Source organism: Pseudonocardia nematodicida (assembly GCF_040105385.1).
In the GTDB taxonomy this organism is placed as follows: Bacteria; Actinomycetota; Actinomycetes; order Mycobacteriales; family Pseudonocardiaceae; genus Pseudonocardia; species Pseudonocardia nematodicida.
The window spans coordinates 259,288-278,027 of the sequence record NZ_JBEDNQ010000002.1 but is presented as its reverse complement, the minus strand read 5'-3'; the positions used below and the strand labels follow the sequence as shown (position 1 = coordinate 278,027).

Below are 18,740 nucleotides of genomic sequence, written 5' to 3'. Positions count from 1 at the left end.
ATCGCGAGAAGTGGATCTCCGGACGACCGTGGACTGCATCTCGGCGGGGTACGGAAGCGCGGCGGGCCGGTGGTGCGGAGGCGTGGAGGGGCCGGTGCGCGGTGTGGCCGGCGTAGCGGTCGCCCTCGATGCCGTGTCCGGCCCGGCCCCGGACGTACTCCCGCAGCGGCGGTTCCGGGTCGGGGACCGGCCCGTCGGACGGGCGCCCCTCGTAGGCATGCCGCGACGAGGCGAGCGGCGCGACGACCTCGACCCGCACCGCCGCTCAGCCCACCTCGGACAGGAACTGCCGCACGGCTCCCCGGGTCAGCTGCGCACCCGGGCTGCCGAAGGGCCGGTCGAAGACGTGGTCGGCGTAGGGCACCGTGACCAGCCGGCCGGGGACACCGGCCGCGCGGAGCTCGCCGTCGTAGGCGGTGACCCGGTCCGGGAGGACGAAGTGGTCGGCGGAACCGAGCAGGATCAGCGTCGGCGGCAGTCCCGGACGGACCTGTTCGGACGGCGACAGCAGCCGCAGCAGCCCCGGCGCGTCGGCCGCGGGGCCGCCGAACAGGACCTGCTGCAGGTCCGGGTCGATCAGCGTCAGGTCGACCGGTGGGTAGTGCGCGACGACGCCGACCGGCGGTGGTCCGCCGCCGGTCGCGTTCCCCGCGTCGGAGCAGGCCAGCGAGCCGTCGAGCAGTCCGGAGGCGGTGCTCAGCGCGAGCGTCGCCCCGGCGGACTGCCCCGCCAGCACGAGGCGGTCCGGGTCGAGGTCGGGTTCCTGGGCGCGGATCCGGTCCACCGCGCAGGCGACGTCGCGTTGCTGGTCGCGGCCCACCGGCCGGTCGTCGCCGGACTCCGGGAGGCGGTAGTCGACGGCCGCGACCGCCCAGCCGTCGTCGGCCAGCGCACGGTGCTGTGCGGTCCGGTCCTCGCGGTCACCGCGTACCCAGCTCCCGCCGTGCATCCACACCATGACCGGGTGCGGTCCCGCGCCGGCCGGCAGGTAGACGTCCATCTCGCGGCCCGGCGCGTAGTCCACCGTGCGGTCCGGGGCGCCGTCGGGCTGCCCGACGTCGGTGAGCACGGAGGTCCAGTCCAGCCCGACGCCCTCCGCCGACGCGGCCCGGCCCTGCGCCCCGAGCACGGCGACCGACCCGACCACCGCGGCGAGCGCGACGACCGCCGTCGCGTAGCCGATCAGCGGTGCGCGGGCGGCGCGTGCGGCCAGTCCGATGAGGATGCCCAGCACCGCCGCGAGCGCGACGTGCAGCGGGTACAGCCCGGTCACGAACGAACCCGCGAACCCGATCCCCGGCGTCTCCGGCCGGAACGCGCCGACCAGGATCACCAGCAGCACGGCCGCCCATGCCAGCGCGAGCACGCGCAGGAACCAGGTCACCCGCGCACCTTGCCATCTCCGGCCCCGCCCTGATCGAGGCGGCTCCTTCCCGGCGCGCCCCCGACCTGGCTCCGCACCCCGCCCGGTAGCGTGCGGACCTCGAACGGGCGTGCGGAAAGGGGTGGCGCGGTGCGGGTGCTCGGGGTCGACCCCGGCCTGACCCGGTGCGGGATCGGCGTCGTCGAGTCCGGGGCCGGTCGCACAGTCGGATTCGTCGACGTCGGCGTGGTCCGCAGCGCGACCGACCTGCCCCTGGAGCGACGGCTGCTGACCGTCGCCGACGAGGTCGAACGCTGGGTGGCCCGGCACCGGCCGGACGTGATCGCCGTCGAGCGGGTGTTCAGCCAGCACAACGTGCGGACCGTGATGGGCACCGCGCAGGCCAGCGGGGTGGTCGCGCTGGTCGCCGCGCGCGCCGGGCTCCCGGTCGCCTTCCACACCCCCAGCGAGGTCAAGGCGGCGATCACCGGCCAGGGACGTGCCGGGAAGGCGCAGGTCGCCGCGATGGTCACCCGGGTGCTCGGGCTCGAGACCCCGCCGAAGCCGGCCGACGCCGCGGACGCGCTGGCGCTGGCGATCTGCCACTGCTGGCGGTCGCCGATGCTGGACCGGATGGCGGAGGCGCAGGCCCGGGCCGAGGAGCTCGCCGCGGTGCACCGGGCGCGGCTCGCCGAGGCGCAGGCCGCGAACACCGACGGTCGCCCGACGGCGGCCGCGCAATGGGCTGCGGCGCGGGCGGCCGCCGGGCCGGGGGCGGGCTGGTCCGACAGCATCCGGTCCGGCACCGCCGGGGCGGGCGGCGGCCGGTCCCGCGGCCGGGCCGCGGGCGCCCGGCCGGCGGTGTCGGGCTCGGGGCCGTCGGTGCCGCCCGGTAGCGTCCCGCCTCGAACGACCGTTCGCGGAAAGGGGACCGAACAGTGATCCACTCGGTGCGGGGTCCGGTGCTGGAGATCGGGCTGGACCACGTGGTCGTCGAGGTGGGTGGCGTCGGTCTCGCCGTGTACGCCACCCCGGCGACGATCGGGGGCCTGCGTCGCGGCGAGGAGGCCCGGCTGGCGACCACGCTGGTCGTCCGCGAGGAGTCGCTGACCCTGTTCGGCTTCGCCGACACCGAGGAGCGCGAGCTGTTCCTGCTGGTGCAGACCGTGTCCGGGATCGGGCCGCGGCTGGCGCTGGCCACGATCGCGGTGCTGGAGCCGGACACGCTGCGCCGGGCGCTCGCCGACGGCGACCTCGCGACGCTGACCCGGATCCCCGGGGTCGGGAAGAAGAGCGCGGAACGGCTGGTCGTGGAGCTCCGCGACAAGGTCACCGCCCCCGCCACGGTCCCGGCCGGTGCCGGCGGCGGGGCCGGTCCGAGCGCGCCGCAGCCGGTGCTCGGCGTGCGCGACCAGGTGGTCGAGGCCCTGCTCGGGCTCGGGTTCACCCAGCGCCCCGCCGAGCAGGCGGTGGACGCGGTGCTCGCCGAGTCCGCCGACGCGACCCCGACCGTGCTGCTGCGCACCGCGCTGTCCTCGCTGGGCCGCGCGCGGTGACCGTGCCGGACGGCTCCGACCCCGTGACCGGGGCTCCACCGGAGCCGTGGGCGGAGACCGGCTTCGTCGCCGGCGAGCCGCGCGAGATCGACCCGGACGCCCAGCCCGGGGACGCCGACGTCGAGGCCTCGCTCCGGCCGCGCTCGCTGGGCGAGTTCGTCGGCCAGCCACGGGTCCGCGAGCAGCTCGAGCTGGTGCTGGAGGGTGCCCGGCGCCGCGGCGACCCGCCGGACCACATCCTGCTCTCCGGCCCGCCGGGCCTGGGCAAGACCAGCCTCGCGATGATCATCGCGCAGGAGCTGGGTGCGGCGATCCGGCTGACCTCCGGGCCCGCCCTGGAACGCGCCGGCGACCTCGCCGCGATGCTGTCCAACCTGGTGCCCGGCGACGTGCTGTTCATCGACGAGATCCACCGCACGGCCCGGCCGGCCGAGGAGATGCTCTACCTGGCGATGGAGGACTTCCGGGTGGACGTCGTCGTCGGGAAGGGCCCCGGCGCCACGTCGATCCCGCTCGACGTCGCCCCCTTCACCCTGGTCGGCGCGACCACCCGGGCCGGGTCGCTGACCGGTCCGCTGCGCGACCGGTTCGGCTTCACCGGCCACATGGAGTTCTACTCCGGCGACGAGCTGGAACGCGTCCTGCACCGGGCCGCCGGCATCCTGAACATCGACCTGCGCCCGGACGGCGCCGAGGAGATCGCCGGGCGCTGCCGGGGCACCCCGCGGGTGGCGAACCGGCTGCTGCGCCGGGTCCGCGACTTCGCCGAGGTTCGCGCGGACGGCGTCATCCGCCGCGACGTCGCGCAGGCCGCGCTGGCCGTCTACGACGTCGACGAGCTCGGCCTCGACCGGCTCGACCGCGCCGTGCTGAGCGCGCTCGTGCGGTCGTTCCACGGCGGCCCGGTCGGGGTCTCCACGCTCGCCGTCGCGGTGGGGGAGGAGGCCGGGACCGTCGAGGAGGTCTGCGAGCCCTACCTCGTGCGTGCCGGGATGCTGGCCCGGACGCCCCGGGGCCGGGTCGCCACGCCGCTGGCCTGGACCCATCTGGGGCTGACCCCACCCGCCGATGCGCCCGCGGGGCACCGGATCGACCCTCTGTTCTGAGTGCAGATGCGCGGCTCCGCAGGCTGGGCGCTCGGTGCAGGTGCGCGGCTCCGCAGGCTGCGCGCTCAGTCCTTGATCTCGCACAGCACCGTGCCCTGGGACACCGACGCGCCCTGCTCGGCGTTCAGCCCGGTCACGGTGCCGTCTTTGGACGCGGTGACCGGGTTCTCCATCTTCATCGCCTCCAGCACGACGATCAGGTCACCGGCCGAGACCGTGTCGCCGTCGGACACCGCGACCTTGATGATCGTGCCCTGCATCGGCGCGGTGACGGCGTCGCCGGAGACCTTGGCCCCGCCACCGGACCCGGTCCGCTTGCGCGGAGCGGCCTTGCGCCCGGCCGCCGCGCCGCCGCCCCCGCCCAGGGCGAGGTCGCCGGGCAGCGAGACCTCCAGGCGTCGCCCGCCGACCTCGACGACGACGGTCTGCCGCTCGCCGGCCTCGTCGTCGGCCCCCGCGCCACCGGAGAACGGCGGCACGGTGTTGTCCCACTCGGTCTCGATCCACCGGGTGTGCACGGCGAAGTCGTCGCCGGTCGCGGCGGTGAACGCCGGGTCGGCGACGACGAGCCGGTGGAACTCCAGCACCGTCGCCATGCCCTCGACCCGGAACTCCGCCAGTGCACGCCGGGAGCGCTCGAGGGCCTGCTGCCGGTCCTTGCCGGTGACGATCAGCTTCGCCAGCAGCGAGTCGAACTGCCCGCCGATCACCGAGCCGTCCTCGACGCCGGCGTCGGTCCGCACGCCCGGCCCGGCCGGGTACCAGATCCGCTCGACGGTGCCCGGGGCCGGGAGGAAGTTGCGGCCGGCGTCCTCGCCGTTGATCCGGAACTCGATCGCGTGCCCGCGCGGCTCGGGGTCGTCGTCGTAGCCCAGCTCCTGGCCCTCGGCGATCCGGAACATCTCCCGCACCAGGTCGATGCCGGTGGTCTCCTCGGACACCGGGTGCTCGACCTGCAGCCGGGTGTTCACCTCCAGGAAGGTGATCATCCCGTCCTCGCCGATCAGGAACTCGACGGTGCCGGCGCCGTAGTAGCCGGCCTCCGTGCAGATCGCCTTCGAGGCGTCGTACAGGGTCGTGCGCTGCTCGTCGGTCAGGAACGGCGCGGGGGCCTCCTCGACGAGCTTCTGGAAGCGGCGCTGCAGCGAGCAGTCCCGCGTCCCGACGACGACGACGTTGCCGTGCTGGTCGGCCAGCACCTGCGTCTCCACGTGCCGGGGCCGGTCCAGGTAGCGCTCGACGAAGCACTCGCCGCGACCGAACGCCGCGGTCGCCTCGCGTACCGCGGACTCGTAGAGCTCGGCGACCTCGGAGCGCTCGCGGGCGACCTTCATCCCGCGGCCGCCACCGCCGAACGCGGCCTTGATCGCGACGGGCAGGCCGTGCTGGTCGGCGAAGGCGAGGACCTCGTCGGCATTCGAGACCGGGTCCTTGGTGCCGGGCACCAGCGGGGCACCGGCCTTCAGGGCGATGTGCCGGGCGGTGACCTTGTCCCCGAGGTCGCGGATCGCCTGCGGGGACGGCCCGATCCAGGTGATGCCGGCGTCGATCACGGCCTGGGCGAAGTCGGCGTTCTCGGACAGGAACCCGTACCCGGGGTGGATCGCGTCGGCACCGGCTCGCTGTGCCGCGCCGATGACCTTCTCGATGTCCAGGTAGGACTCCGCGGCGGTGGACCCGCCGAGTGCGAAGGCCTCGTCGGCGAGCCGGACGAACATCGCGTCCCGGTCCGGCTCGGCGTAGACGGCGACGCTGGCCAGACCCGCGTCCTTGGCGGCGCGGATCACCCGGACGGCGATCTCCCCCCGGTTGGCGACGAGCACTTTCCGCAGTGCGGGCACGGTCGAAACTCCTCCGGTTCGGGGGCGCCGGCCCGATGGCGCGGCGATGGGTCGTTCACGGATCGCGGGGCCGGGATCCGGTGAGGGTGACGGGTCAGCGGGGCAGGCCCGAGGCGCGCCAGGCGCCGGGGCCGGGGACCAGCGGTGCGCGCAGTTGCGCCGCGGGGTGCGACCACGGGCTCGGCGGGGCCGGGGGCGGCGCGTCGGCCCCGCCCGCCGACGCCGCGGCGGCCACGACGGCGGTCAGCGCGGCCAGCTCGGCGTCGTCCGGATTCCCCCGCACGACCCGGAACAGCGCGCGGCGCTCCTCGGGCGTCTGCTCCTCGGTCCCCATCAGAGCGGGATGTTCCCGTGCTTGCGGGTCGGCCCCTGCTCCCGCTTGGTGACCAGCATCCGCAGCGCCCGGCCGACGTAGCCGCGGGTGTGCGACGGCGGCACCACCGCGTCGACGTAACCGCGGTCCGCGGCCACATAGGGGTTGCAGAGGGTGTCCTCGTAGTCCTGCTGCAGCTCCGCCCGCTTGGCCGCCAGCTCGTCCCCGGAGAGGCCCTTGAGCTCCTTGCGGTAGAGGATCGACACCGCGCCCTGCGCGCCGGTGACCGCGATCTGCGCGGTCGGCCAGGCGATGTTGACGTCCGCGCCGAGGTGCTTGGACCCCATCACGTCGTAGGCCCCGCCGTAGGCCTTGCGGGTGATCACGGTGACCAGCGGGACGGTGGCCTCGGCGTAGGCGTAGATCAGCTTGGCCCCACGCCGGATGATGCCGTTCCACTCCTGGTCGGTGCCGGGCAGGAAGCCGGGGACGTCGACGAAGGTCAGCACCGGGATGCCGAACGCGTCGCAGGTCCGCACGAACCGGGCGGCCTTCTCCGAGGCGTCGATGTCCAGGCAGCCGGCGAACTGGGTCGGCTGGTTGGCCACGATCCCGACGCTGCGCCCCTCCACCCGGGCGTAGCCGATCACGATGTTCGGCGCCCAGAGCTCCTGGACCTCGAGGAAGTCCTCCTCGTCGACCACCCGGTTGATCACCTCGCGGATGTCGTACGGGGTGTTCGCGGAGTCCGGCACGATCGTGTCGAGCTCCCGGTCGGCGTCGGTGAGCCCGTCGGCGACCGTGCCCTCGACCGGCTCCGGCGCCGGGTAGGACGGCGGCTCGGACAGGTTGTTCGACGGCAGGAAGCTCAGCAGCTGCTTCACGTAGTCGAACGCATCGGACTCGTCACCGGCCAGGTAGTGCGCGACGCCCGACTTGGAGTTGTGCGCCCGGCCGCCGCCGAGCTCCTCCATGTCCACGTTCTCGCCGGTGACGGTCTTGATCACGTCCGGGCCGGTGATGAACATGTGGCTGGTCTCGTCGACCATCACGGTGAAGTCGGTGATCGCCGGCGAGTAGACCGCGCCACCGGCGCACGGGCCCATGATCAGCGAGATCTGCGGGACGACGCCCGAGCTGGCCACGTTCCGCCGGAAGATCTCGCCGTAGAGCCCGAGCGCGACCACGCCCTCCTGGATGCGCGCGCCGCCGCCGTCGTTGATCCCGATCATCGGGACACCGATCTTCGCGGCCAGGTCCATCACCTTGACGATCTTCTCGCCGTAGACCTCGCCGAGCGCCCCGCCGAACACCGTCGCGTCCTGGGAGAACACCGCGACCGGGCGGCCGTCGATCGTGCCGGTGCCGGTCACCACGCCGTCGCCGGCCGGGCGCTTGTCGGCCATCCCGAAGTTCGTCGACCGGTGCCGGGTGAGCGCGTCGAGCTCGACGAACGAGCCCGGGTCGAGCAGCTGGTCGAGGCGCTCGCGGGCGGTCTGGCGGCCCTTGGCGTGCTGGCGCTCGACGGCCGCCTCCGAGCCGGCGTGCACCGCCTCGTCGAACCGCTGGTAGAGGTCGGCGAGCTTGCCCGCCGTCGTGTGCACGTCCGGCTCGGGCGAATCGTCGTCCGGAATCGCCATCGGCTCCGTTGCGGCGCTCATGGCCTGATTCTAAAACCTTTAGTTTACTCGGCGGGGGTGACCCCCGTCGCCCGGCTCAGCCCGGTGTAACGGCTCCGATGCTGATCCGACGCCCCCCACTCGTACTCGATTGCGGTGAGACGCTTGAAGTAGTGCCCGACAGCCAGTTCCTGTGACATCCCCATCCCGCCATGCAGCTGCACGGCGTTCTGACCCACGAACCTCGCTGCACGACTCACCGTGACTTTCGCGGCGGCCACCGCACGGGCGCGCTCGCAGGGGCCGTCCTCCAGACGGAGCGTCGCGAGCAGGGCGGCGGCGGCGGCCTGCTCGACCTCGATGTGCATGTCCACCATCCGGTGTTGCAGCACCTGGAACGACCCTATGGGCTGTCCGAACTGCCGCCGTTCCTTGGCGTAGGCGACGGTGTCGGCGAGGATCCGCCGCAGGCAGCCGACGGCCTCGGCGCAGATCGCCGCGACCGTCTCGTCGAGGGCCGGGCCGAGCAGGTCCCACCCCCGGTCGCGGACGCCGAGGAGCCCGTCCCCGGGCACCCGGAGCCCGTCGAGAACCAGATCGGCGGCGTGCCGGTCGTCGATCGTGCGGTAGCCGTGGACCCGAAGGCCGTCCGGCGGCGATGCAGCGTCGAACGGGACCAGGAACAGCGAGATCCCGTCGTGATCGCGCTGTTCGCCTGCTGTCCGGGCGCTCAGCAGGAGGTGGGTCGCGAACCGGACGCCGGTGACGACGGTCTTCTCGCCGGTCAGCTTCCAGCCGCCGTCATCGACGTGGGCCGTCACCGCGACGTCGTGCGCGGTGTGCGCCGACCCCGGTTCGAGCAGCGCCGGGGCGATCCGGACGGTGCCCGCGCCGATGCCCGTGAGCAGGTCGATCGCCTCGGCCCGGCGCAGCACGCCCCCGCCGAGCACCACGGTGTCCACGAAGGGTTCGATGACCAGCGCCCGCCCGAGTTCCTCGGCGACGACCGACACCTCGACCGGGCCGCCGCCCGACCCGCCGGCGTCCGCGGGGAGCGCCACACCGAGGACTCCCAAATCCTCGGCGAACGCCCGCCACACTCCCGGCTGCCATCCCTCGGCGGACGTCGCAGCCTCACGACTGCGCGCGAGGTCGTAGCGGTCGGCGAGGAACCCGGCGAGCGAGTCACGCAGCAGCACCTGCTCCGCGTTCAACTGGAAGTCCATCTACAGCCCCAATGCCGCTTTCGCGATGATGTTCCGCTGGATCTCGTTGCTGCCCGCATAGATCGTTCCGGCGCGGTCGTTGAGGTAGCGCAGCGGTGCCACCGCCTGCCACGGCTCTCCGCTGAGGTATCGGTCGGCCGGTGCGACGACGTCCGCGACGGGTCCGCCGGGCCGGGTCGCGTGCGGCTGGTACACGCGCCCGCGCGGCCCCGACGCCTCGAGAAGGAGTTCGGTGAGGGTCTGGCTGAGCTCGGTTCCGAGGATCTTCAGCATCGACGACGCGGTCCCCGGGTTGCCGCCCGCCGCGGATGTGGAGAGAACCCGGAACTCGAGGACCTCGAACACGTCGATCCGGATGCGTGCGTCGGCCAGCTTCCCGGCGAAATCCGGCGAGTCGAGCAGTGGGTGTCCGTCGGGACCGGGCCGGCCGCTCGCGGCCCGTTCGATGTCACCCGCCATCACCTGCAGCATCGGTGCCACAGCCGTGCCTCCGCGCTCGAACTCGAGCAGGTACTTGGCCACCGTCCAGCCGTCGTCGATCCTGCCGATCACGTTGGCCTTCGGCACCCGGACCCCGTCGAAGAACTCCTGGTTCTGGATCTGCTCGCCGGAGGTCATCACGAGTGGGCGGACCTCGATGCCCGGAGACGTCATGTCGATCAGCAGGAACGTGATGCCCTGCTGCTTGCGTCCGGTGCGGTTCGTGCGCACCAGGCAGAACATCCAGTTCGCCTCGTGCGCGTGGGTGGTCCAGATCTTGCTCCCGCTGCAGACGAGGTCGTCGCCGTCGGCCACGGCCGTCATCGACAGCGACGCGAGGTCGGATCCCGACTCGGGCTCGGAGTACCCCTGGCAGAAGAAGATCTCGCCGGTGAGGATCCGGGGCAGGAAGTACTCCTTCTGCTCCGGCGTCCCGAACTCGATGATCACGTGCGCGACCTGCGAGATCCCCATCGGTGACAGCGGAGGAGCGCCGGCCAGGACGGACTCCCGGGTGAAGAGATAGTGCTGGGTCAGCGACCAGTCGCACCCGCCGTGCTCGACCGGCCAGGCCGGTGCGGCCCATCCCCGCTCGTGCAGGATCGCCTGCCACCGCATGCTCGCCTCGTGGTCGGCGTACACGCTGGTCATCAACCGGCCCGCGTCCCGCAGGTCGGGGGTGAGCTTCTCGTCCAGGAACGCGCGGACCTCGTCGCGGAACGCGAGATCCTCCGCCGACCAGCTGAGATCCATGTCCGGCCTTCCTCGTCGGTGGGCACCGAGAGAAAACTAACACGCGTAGGTGTGCGATCCGGCGACGGTGGACAAGGTCGCCGGGCTGCCGGGAAGCTCGCACGGTGGAGGTCCGACATCTCCGGTACTTCGTCGCCGTGGCCGAGGAGGCCAGTTTCTCGCGTGCGGCCGAACGGCTCGGCATGGCGACCTCGCCGCTGAGCCGGCGGATCCGGGACCTGGAGCGCGAGCTCGGGGTCGCCTTGTTCGTCCGCGACTACCACCGCGTCACGCCGACCGCGGCCGCCCGCGCGATCCTCGACGAGGCCCGCGGCATCGTCGAGCGGGTCGACGGTCTCGCCTCGTTGCTGCCCGCGACCGGAGGTCGGGTGGCGACGATCGTCGTGGGGACGGCGCCCGAGGTGTCTCCGGGACTGCGGTCGCGTCTGCTCGCGGCCCTGCGCACGGAACGGCCGGACCTCGTCGTGCGGCAGCGGCCGGCGAGCACAGCACCGCTGCTGCACGCCGTGCTCAAGGGCGACGTCGACCTCGCCTTCGTGCACGGCCGGGTGCAGGACGAGCGGTTGACCTCTCTCGCGATGGAGTCCCAGCCGATCCGGGTGGTCGTGGCGCAGGGGGCCGGCTTCGACGATCGGGACGCGGTCGATCTGGCCGAGCTCGCCCACCTCCCCTATACCTATCTCAAGGCCTCGTCGGCGCCCTTCGTCGCCCGCACCGCCGACGCCCTGCTCGCCCGGCACGGCATCGAGGGGCGGCTCCCGGTGCAGACCACCCACGCCGACCTCGTGCCGACGGTCTCCGCCGGGCAGGCGTTCACCCTGTGCGGCGCCGCGTTCGGCGCCACACGTAACGCCTTCCTCCACGAGCCGGTCCTGCTGCTGCCGTTCGACGCCGATCGAGAACGTCTGGAGACGAACGCGGTCTGGCGCGCGGACCGGCCCGATCTCGGGAGCGGACTGCCCGCACTGCTCCGGCGCTGCCGCGCGTGACCACATCGGTCATCCGTAGATCACCGATGTGATCGTGGACACGCCTACCTAACGCCCATAGGGTCCGATCGTTCGCGGGGACGGGGCTGTGCGCGAGTGCTCCGGCCCGGCCGCTCGACCATCGGAGGAGCATCGGCATGGGGCGTCTCGACGGCAAGGTCGTGTTCATCACCGGGGCAGCGCGCGGGCAGGGCCGGTCGCACGCCGTCCGGTTCGCGGAGGAGGGCGCGGCGGTGGTCGCGGTCGACATCTGCGAACAGGTGCCGACGGTGTTCTACCCGATGGCCACCAAGGAGGACCTGGACGAGACCGTCGCACTCGTCGAGGCGGTCGGCGGCCGCATCGTGGCCCGGGTCGCCGACGTGCGCGACCGCGCCGCCCTGCAGGCCGCCCACGACGCGGGAGTACAGGAGTTCGGGCACGTCGACACGGTCCTGCCGAACGCCGGGATCATGCCGGTGATCAACGAGGGTGCGCAGCACCAGGCCTGGTCCGACGGGATCGACACCATGCTCACCGGTGTGTGGCACACGATGGAGGTCTGTCTGCCGTCGATGATCGAACGTGGGCGGGGCGGCTCGGTCCTGATCACGAGCTCGGCCGCGGGCCTGTCCGGCATCGGACTGAACACCCTGCCCGGGCAGGCGGCGTACTCCGCGGCCAAGCACGGCGTCGTCGGCCTGATGCGGCTCTACGCCTCCCAGCTGGCGACGCACTCGATCCGTGTCAACACGGTGCATCCCACCGGCGTGAACACCCCGATGGTCGTCAACGAGCAGTACGGCGCCTTCGTCGAGGAGTTCCCCGAGATCGCCGGCAGCCCGAACTACCAGAACCCGATGCCGGTGCAGCTCGTCGAGCCGGTCGACATCAGCAACGCGATCGTCTACCTCGCCTCCGACGAGGGGCGTTACGTCACCGGCGTGACCTTCCCGGTCGACGCCGGCTACCTCAACCGCTGAAGGGATCGTCGTGAACCGAGACGAACTGCTGATCGACGGCGAGTGGCGTACCTCCGGCTCGCCGGACCGCATCCCCGTGGTCTCGCCCGCGACCGGCGAGGTGATCGGGGCAGCTCCCGATGCGAACGCCGACGACGTCGACGCCGCGGTGCGCGCGGCGCGCCGGTCGTTCGACGAGGGGGTGTGGCGGCTCATGCCGGTCGCCGAGCGTGCCGACGTGCTCGAGCGCGCGCTCGCGCTGCTGGAACCGAAGCTCGACGAGATCTCCCGTCTGGTGACCGCCGAGATGGGGCTGCCGAGCTCGTTCGCCGCGATGCAGATCCCGGGCGCGCTCAGCGTCGGCAAGTACTTCCTCGGCGTGGCGCGGCAGAGCCCGCTGTCCGAGGTACGGCAGACGATGTACGGCCCGGCCGCGGTCGTGAAGGAGCCGGTCGGGGTCGTCGCCTCCATCGCACCCTGGAACGGGCCGTTCAACATGGCGGTCTCGAAGATCTGGCCGGCGCTGGTGGCCGGCTGCAGCGTGGTCTACAAGCCGGCCCCCGAGACACCGCTGGACGGCTACTACGTCGCCGAGGCCCTGGCCGAGGCCGGCGTGCCGCCCGGCGTCGTCAACTTCGTCACGGGCGACCGGGACGCCGGGCGGGCACTGGTCGCGCATCCGGGCGTCGACAAGGTCAGCTTCACCGGCTCGACCGCGGCCGGCCGGCAGATCGGAACCGAGTGCGGTGGGAGCTTCAAGCGCCTGCAGCTCGAGCTCGGCGGCAAGTCCGCGGCGATCGTGCTCGACGACGCCGATCTCGAGACCACCATGTCCGCGCTGGCGACCGGATCGTTCTACAACACCGGCCAGGTCTGCGCGGCCTACAGCCGGGTGCTCGTGCCGGCCGCCCGGCACGACGAGGTCGTCGCGGCGCTGGTGGCGACCGCGGAGTCGTTCGTGGTCGGCGACCCCACCGACCCGACGACGACGATGGGTCCGCTGGTGTCGAAGCGTCAGCAGGACCGGGTGCTGGGCTATGTCGCCACCGGCCGGTCCGAGGGCGCGTCCGTGGCCACCGGCGGCGGGGTGCCCGACGGCCTCGAGAGGGGGGCCTACATCCAGCCGACGGTCTTCACCGGCGTCGAGAACGGGATGCGGATCGCGCAGGAGGAGATCTTCGGCCCCGTCGCCTCCGTGATCCGCTACGACACCGTCGACGAGGCGATCGCCATCGCCAACGACTCGGAGTACGGACTGCACGGTGCGGTGTTCACCACCGATCCGCAGCGCGCGGCCGACGTCGCCCGGCGGGTCCGGACCGGCACGTTCAGCGTCAACTCGTTCACCTACAACACCGAGGCGCCGTTCGGCGGGGTCAAGTGCTCCGGCGTCGGCCGCGACACCGGTGCCGAGGCGATCGAGTCCTACTACGAGCTGAAGACCGTCAACCTCACCGCGGACATGGCGTCGCTGTTCTCCTGACCTGCGCCTCCTGCTCCCACCACGCCCCCATCGGAGGTCCTTCGTGAGCGGTACCGTCGTCGACGCCTTGGCCTGGTGGGTCCGAACGGTCCCGGACCACCCCGCCATCGACCTCGACGGTGACGTCGTGACCTATGCCGAGCTCGACACCTGGGCCGACGGCGTCGCCGCGGCCCTGGTCGGGCGTGGCGTGACCCGCGGCGACCGGGTGGGCATCGTCGGGGCCAACAGCCTCGAGTGGTGCGTCGCGGCGGTCGCGGCCTGGAAGGTCGGGGCCGTCGTCTGCGGGTTCAACCAGCGTTTCCGCGCGACCGAACTCGGTGCGCTGGTGCAGCTGTGCGAACCGGCCGTGGTGTTCGGCGACCCGAGCCATCTGCCGCTGCTGGACGAGGTCGGGAGTTCCGGGACGTCGTTCGTCCCACTGGGACTCGACGACGTCGTGTCGACCGCGCGCGGCCGTGCCCACCCCCCGGCCGTCGCGGTCGACACCGACCCCGAGGACCCCACCTCCATCGTCTTCACCAGTGGAACCACCGGCACCCCCAAGGGCGTCGTCTTCACCCACCGCTCCCTCGCCGGGGCCATGCACGAGTGGTCGCTGGCCGAGTCCGTGGCACCCGGGGACTTCCGCGTGCTGCTGGTGCTGCCGATGTTCACCGCGGCCGGCATCGTCTGGGGGCTGTCCCGCACCCTGGTGCAGGGCGGCACGATGTTCCTGCAGCCCGGGTTCGACCCGCCCCGCGCTCTCGAGGTGCTGGAGTCGGCCCGGATCACCACCTTCACCGGACCGCCCATCCTGTTCGAGCAGATAGCCCGGGTGCCGGGGTTCGACCGGGTACGGCTGGGCCACCTCACGACCGCCTGGGTCGGCGGTGCCCGGGTACCGGTGCCGTTGCTGGAGACGTGGCGGCCCCGGGGGGTCGCCCTGCGGCAGCTGTACGGGCAGACCGAGATCGGCGGTACGGCCACCGCGATGTCGGCGGACGGTGCGCGACGGCATCCGGACAAGTGCGGCGCGGGAGGGCCGTTCACCCGGATCCGGGTCGTCGACCCCGACGGGCGCGACTGCGCGCCGGGTGAGGTCGGCGAGATCCTCATGCGCGGACCCGGCATGTTCCCCGGCTACTGGCGCAACGAGCAGGCCACGGCGCAGGCGTTGCGTGGCGGCTGGCTGCACTCCGGCGACCTCGGAACGCTGGACGAGGAGGGCCTGCTCACCTACGTGGACCGGATGGGGGAGATGATCAACTCAGGCGGGCTGAAGATCTCTCCGGCCGAGCTCGAGACGGTGATCGCGCAGGTCCCCGGCGTGGTGGAGGTCGCCGTCGTGCCCGTTCCGGACGCCAAGTTCGGCGAGACCTCGGCCGCGGTCGTGCATGCCGCGGACACGTTCGAACCGTCGTCGGTGGTGGCCTTCTGCAACGAGCGGCTCGCCGACTACAAGGTCCCGCGCTACGTCATCGCCCACGGTGGACCGCTCCCGCGGATGGCCAGCGGGAAGATCGCCAAGAGGGATCTGCGCGCGGTCTACGCCGACGCCCCCGACCGGTTCCCGAGAGTGCGCTGAGCGGGCGTCCCGGATAGCCGGGGACGCCCGCCGGCGCTGCTGGTCAGGAGTCGTGCACGATGACGCTGCGCAGGGTGCTGCCGTCGTACATCGCGGCGTACCCGTCGTTGATCTCGTCGAGGGTGAAGGTGCGGCTGACGAGCTCGTCGAGCTTGAGGGCGCCCGCGCGGTAGAGGTCGAGCAGCGCGGGGACGGCCTGCGTCGGTGACCACGAGCCGTAGAGGCAGCCCTGGATCCGCTTCTGGTACATCGGTAGCTGGGTGAGGTCGAGCGGGATCTGTCCGGCGTTCCTCCCGGGCACGGCGACGGCCACGACGGTGCCGTTCTTGCGTACGGCGTCGAAGGCCTCGGCGATGTAGGAGCCCTGCAGCGTGCTGGTGGTGACGACGGCGACGTCCGCTCCCTGCCCGTTGGTCAGCGACCGGGCGAGCTCGGTGGCCTCCTCCATCGACGCGGTCGCGTCCGTCGCGCCGAACGAGAGCGCGCTCTCGCGCCGGTTCGCCAACGGGTCCACGGCGATCACCCGGACGGCCCCGGCGTGCGACGCGCCCTGCACGGCGTTGACGCCGAGCCCGCCGACCCCCATGACGATCACGACGTCGCCGGGCCGGACACCGCCGGCATTCACCGCCGCGCCCCACCCGGTCGGTACCCCGCAGCCGACCAGGGCCGCCGCGATCAGCGGGATGTCGCGCCCGATCGGGATGCAGCAGAACTCAGGGACCACGCTGCGCTGGGAGAACGTGCCCGTGAACGCGGCCTGGGACACGTCGCGGTCCCCGAGGTGCATGCGGAACGTGCCGTCGAGCATGGCCCCGCGCCCGATGAGGGCCCCCAGGTCGCACAGGTTCTGCATCCCGCTCGCACACCAGCGGCAACGCCCGCAGCCCGGGAGGAACGAGGTGACGACATGGTCACCGACCGTCAACGTGGTCACACCCGGCCCGACGGCCTCCACGACGCCGGCCCCCTCGTGCCCGCCGCAGTAGGGGAGCACCTGGGTTCCGCTGTCGCCGGTGGCGTGGTGTTCGTCGGAGTGGCAGAGACCGGACGCGGCGTAGTGGAGCAGGACCTCGTTCGCGCGGGGCTCGTCGAGGTCCACCTCGTGGACCTCCCACTTCCCCGGGACCTCCATCAACAGGGCCGCTCTGCTCTTCATCGGGACTCCTCACGGATTCGGGGATGGGTGCCGGGAACGTCGGGGTACAGGTCTCGGACCAGGCGACGGGCGATCTTCCCGCTGGCTGTGCGGGGCAACGGGTCGGAGTGGTGGATCACGTAGCGGGGGACCTTGTAGCCGGCCAGCGACGTCCGGCAGTGGGCGGCGACGGCGGCGCCGTCCGGCGCCGCGTCACCGTGGACGATCGCGGCCGGCGTCTCGCCGAAGCGGGCGTCGTCGACCGGGATCACGCACACCTCGTCGACGCCGGGCAGCTCGGCGATCACGTTCTCGATCTCGGACGGGGCGATGTTGTAGCCCCCGGAGATGATGAGGTCCTTCATCCGGTCGACCATGCGGATCAGCCCGGACTCGTCGGCCACGCCGAGGTCCCCGGTGCGGAACCAGCCGTCGCGCCAGGCGGCGGCGGTCGCGTCGGGCTTGCGCCAGTAGCCGGGGGTGATCGACGGTCCGCGGGCCACGATCTCACCCTCCTCGCCGGGTCGGCACTCGCTCCCGTCGTCACGCACGACGCGGTGCGGGGTGAACACCGAGCCGCGCCCGATCGCCTCCGGGTGCACGACGGCCTCGTCGACCGGGTTCATCGACGACAGTCCGTGCAGCTCGGTCATGCCGTAGGACTGCCGGAGCAGGACCCCCTTGTCGAGCCACTGCCGCAGGTTGTCCGGGGAGACCCTGGCGCCTGCCACCGTCGCGAGCCGCAGGCAGGACAGGTCCGCGGTGGCGAACTCCGGGGTCGCCGACATCTGCTCGAACAGCAGTGGGACGCCGCAGGCTACCTCGATGCGCCGATCGGCGATCCGCCGTAGCATCGACGCGGCGTGGAAGCCGCGCTCGTAGAACAGGGTCATCCCGCGGGTGAGCGGGTGCAGCACGTGCCAGGGCAGTCCGGGCATGCCCGACATCGAGAGCACGTAGATGATCCGGCCGCCGGGCCGCATCACCGGCTCGGTGACCGCGAACTCGGTCACGAAGCTGACGAACCCGCGGTGGGTGATCGTGACACCCTTCGGTTCCGAGGTGGTCCCGGAGGTGTAGACGATGATCGCGACGTCGTCGGGGGCGACCGGGGTCGGGGGCAGCGGATCGGCGGGTGCGGAGTCCGGCTGCGGGCGCTGCTCGGCGAACGACTCCATCGGCAGCAGCGCGATCGGGGCGTCCCCGACGGCGTCGGCCATCGTCGATCGGGCGTGCCCGTCCGCGACCACGGCGACGGGCTCGGCGTCGCCGAGCTGGTAGCGGAACTCCGCGGCGGTGAAACGGTTGTTGAACGGCACCGCCACGGCGCCGAGCTTGAGCGCGCCGATCGCCGAGACGATCCACTCGAGGCTGTTGGCGCCGACGAAACCGACACGGTCACCGGGCCGGACGCCGGCCCCGGCGAGACGACGGGCGGCGCCGTCGGTCCAGCGGTCGAGGGTCGCGTAGTCGACCTCGTCGGCGCCGTCGAAGACGATCGCCGTCCGATCCGGATTGTTGCGCGCCCACCAGCGGACGCCGTCGATGATCATTCGCTTCTCCCGGTGGTGGTCAGGAGAGCGCGGAGCCGTCCTCACACGTTCGGGAGGGGCGACCGGCGTCCGCACTCCTGCGTGCGGGGACGACCTGGTGACGGGCGTTCCCGATCGGGAACGCGAAGAATGAGCGCTACCTTACGACAGTAGGTAACCGGGGTCAATGCACGTCGGTGATCCGGTTCACTCGACGTCGACGATGCCGCGCAGGAACGTGCGGATCGACTCCGCCCACAACGACTCCGGGGTCAGTCGGTTCGCCGCCATGGCCCGGGCCATCGCCGGCTCCTCCGCCGGGTCGACGTGCGGGAAGATCTCCCGGCGCGTCCCTGGTCGCTTCATCGCCTCGGTCAGCGCCGCTCCCAGGGTGAAGCGGTCCAGGGCGTCGAGGACCAGGACCTGGAGGTGGGTGGGCACTCCCGCGTCCGCCAGGAGTCGCGCCGACACCTCGTAGACCGGCGCGAGCACCTCACGCGGCATGAACTGCAGCAGGACCGGAGCCGCGTTGGCGTGCCGGAGCACGGTCCGCCGGAAGTTCAGGCTCTGGGTGACCAGGTACTCGATCCAGTCCTCGGGGTCACGCCGGCGCGGTCGCGGGGTCTCCAGCACGATCGCCCGGGCGACCTCCTCCAGGATGGAGGCCTTGTCCGGGAAGTGGTGGTACAGCGACGGTGCCTGCACCTCCATGTCGCGAGCCAGCCGTTTGAGGCTGAACGCCTCGAGTCCCTCCGCGTCGATGATCGCCAGCGCGGCGGCGACGATGGACGCGGGGCTCAGCAGCGGCTGGGCGGGGCGTGGCATGGCTCGAG

Annotated in this window: 15 protein-coding genes and 1 pseudogene; 7 read left to right on the top strand and 9 right to left on the bottom strand. The window is 72.5% G+C overall.

Annotated features, from left to right (window positions below):
- Positions 1 to 265: 265 nt before the first annotated feature.
- Entirely contained in the window at positions 266 to 1,384 is a 1,119-nt protein-coding gene (locus WIS52_RS05615) for an alpha/beta hydrolase (protein ID WP_349297031.1), read from the bottom strand.
- Between the two features lie 129 nt (positions 1,385 to 1,513).
- On the opposite strand from WIS52_RS05615, the pseudogene ruvC reads away from it, so the two are divergent.
- The 3 genes and pseudogenes from ruvC to ruvB all read left to right on the top strand — a co-directional run.
- Positions 1,514 to 2,071 (top strand): annotated as a pseudogene (ruvC, locus tag WIS52_RS05610) (crossover junction endodeoxyribonuclease RuvC); the annotation flags it as partial.
- A gap of 230 nt (positions 2,072 to 2,301) precedes the next feature.
- Complete coding sequence (gene ruvA / locus WIS52_RS05605; protein WP_349297030.1) at positions 2,302 to 2,919, top strand: Holliday junction branch migration protein RuvA; 618 nt, start codon at positions 2,302 to 2,304, stop codon at positions 2,917 to 2,919.
- A gap of 86 nt (positions 2,920 to 3,005) precedes the next feature.
- Positions 3,006 to 4,025, top strand: a complete 1,020-nt coding sequence (gene ruvB / locus WIS52_RS05600) for a Holliday junction branch migration DNA helicase RuvB (RefSeq protein WP_349297368.1) — start codon at positions 3,006 to 3,008, stop codon at positions 4,023 to 4,025.
- A 65-nt stretch (positions 4,026 to 4,090) separates the two neighbouring features.
- Here ruvB and WIS52_RS05595 read toward each other — a convergent pair whose 3' ends face one another.
- The 5 genes from WIS52_RS05595 to WIS52_RS05575 all read right to left on the bottom strand — a co-directional run bounded on the left by WIS52_RS05595 (position 4,091) and on the right by WIS52_RS05575 (position 10,257).
- Positions 4,091 to 5,866 (bottom strand): acetyl/propionyl/methylcrotonyl-CoA carboxylase subunit alpha, encoded by a 1,776-nt coding sequence (locus WIS52_RS05595; protein WP_349297029.1) that lies wholly within the window; start codon positions 5,864 to 5,866, stop codon positions 4,091 to 4,093.
- Between the two features lie 94 nt (positions 5,867 to 5,960).
- Positions 5,961 to 6,200 (bottom strand): acyl-CoA carboxylase subunit epsilon, encoded by a 240-nt coding sequence (locus WIS52_RS05590; RefSeq protein ID WP_349297028.1) that lies wholly within the window; start codon positions 6,198 to 6,200, stop codon positions 5,961 to 5,963.
- On the bottom strand, positions 6,200 to 7,840 hold the full coding sequence (locus WIS52_RS05585; protein WP_349297027.1) for an acyl-CoA carboxylase subunit beta: 1,641 nt from the start codon (positions 7,838 to 7,840) through the stop codon (positions 6,200 to 6,202). Before WIS52_RS05585 ends, WIS52_RS05590 begins: the two co-directional genes overlap by 1 nt.
- A gap of 23 nt (positions 7,841 to 7,863) precedes the next feature.
- A complete protein-coding gene (locus WIS52_RS05580; RefSeq protein WP_349297026.1) occupies positions 7,864 to 9,024 on the bottom strand; it encodes an acyl-CoA dehydrogenase family protein in 1,161 nt (386 codons plus the stop codon).
- Positions 9,025 to 10,257 (bottom strand): acyl-CoA dehydrogenase family protein, encoded by a 1,233-nt coding sequence (locus tag WIS52_RS05575; RefSeq protein WP_349297025.1) that lies wholly within the window; start codon positions 10,255 to 10,257, stop codon positions 9,025 to 9,027.
- Between the two features lie 104 nt (positions 10,258 to 10,361).
- On the opposite strand from WIS52_RS05575, the gene WIS52_RS05570 reads away from it, so the two are divergent.
- The 4 genes from WIS52_RS05570 (at position 10,362) to WIS52_RS05555 (ending at position 15,237) form a co-directional block, all read left to right on the top strand.
- A complete protein-coding gene (locus WIS52_RS05570; protein WP_349297024.1) occupies positions 10,362 to 11,246 on the top strand; it encodes a LysR family transcriptional regulator in 885 nt (294 codons plus the stop codon).
- Positions 11,247 to 11,383: 137 nt separating this feature from the next.
- Complete coding sequence (locus WIS52_RS05565; protein WP_349297023.1) at positions 11,384 to 12,208, top strand: mycofactocin-coupled SDR family oxidoreductase; 825 nt, start codon at positions 11,384 to 11,386, stop codon at positions 12,206 to 12,208.
- Positions 12,209 to 12,218: 10 nt separating this feature from the next.
- Positions 12,219 to 13,670 (top strand): aldehyde dehydrogenase, encoded by a 1,452-nt coding sequence (locus WIS52_RS05560; RefSeq protein ID WP_349297022.1) that lies wholly within the window; start codon positions 12,219 to 12,221, stop codon positions 13,668 to 13,670.
- A gap of 43 nt (positions 13,671 to 13,713) precedes the next feature.
- Complete coding sequence (locus tag WIS52_RS05555; RefSeq protein WP_349297021.1) at positions 13,714 to 15,237, top strand: class I adenylate-forming enzyme family protein; 1,524 nt, start codon at positions 13,714 to 13,716, stop codon at positions 15,235 to 15,237.
- A 43-nt stretch (positions 15,238 to 15,280) separates the two neighbouring features.
- Here the strand turns inward: WIS52_RS05555 and WIS52_RS05550 are convergent, their stop codons facing one another.
- From WIS52_RS05550 to WIS52_RS05540, 3 genes are all read right to left on the bottom strand, one after another.
- Complete coding sequence (locus WIS52_RS05550) at positions 15,281 to 16,396, bottom strand: NDMA-dependent alcohol dehydrogenase (protein ID WP_349297020.1); 1,116 nt, start codon at positions 16,394 to 16,396, stop codon at positions 15,281 to 15,283.
- Complete coding sequence (locus tag WIS52_RS05545) at positions 16,393 to 17,928, bottom strand: class I adenylate-forming enzyme family protein (RefSeq protein WP_349297019.1); 1,536 nt, start codon at positions 17,926 to 17,928, stop codon at positions 16,393 to 16,395. Before WIS52_RS05545 ends, WIS52_RS05550 begins: the two co-directional genes overlap by 4 nt.
- Before the next feature lie 186 nt (positions 17,929 to 18,114).
- Complete coding sequence (locus WIS52_RS05540; RefSeq protein WP_349297018.1) at positions 18,115 to 18,732, bottom strand: TetR family transcriptional regulator; 618 nt, start codon at positions 18,730 to 18,732, stop codon at positions 18,115 to 18,117.
- Between the last annotated feature and the right edge of the window lie 8 nt (positions 18,733 to 18,740).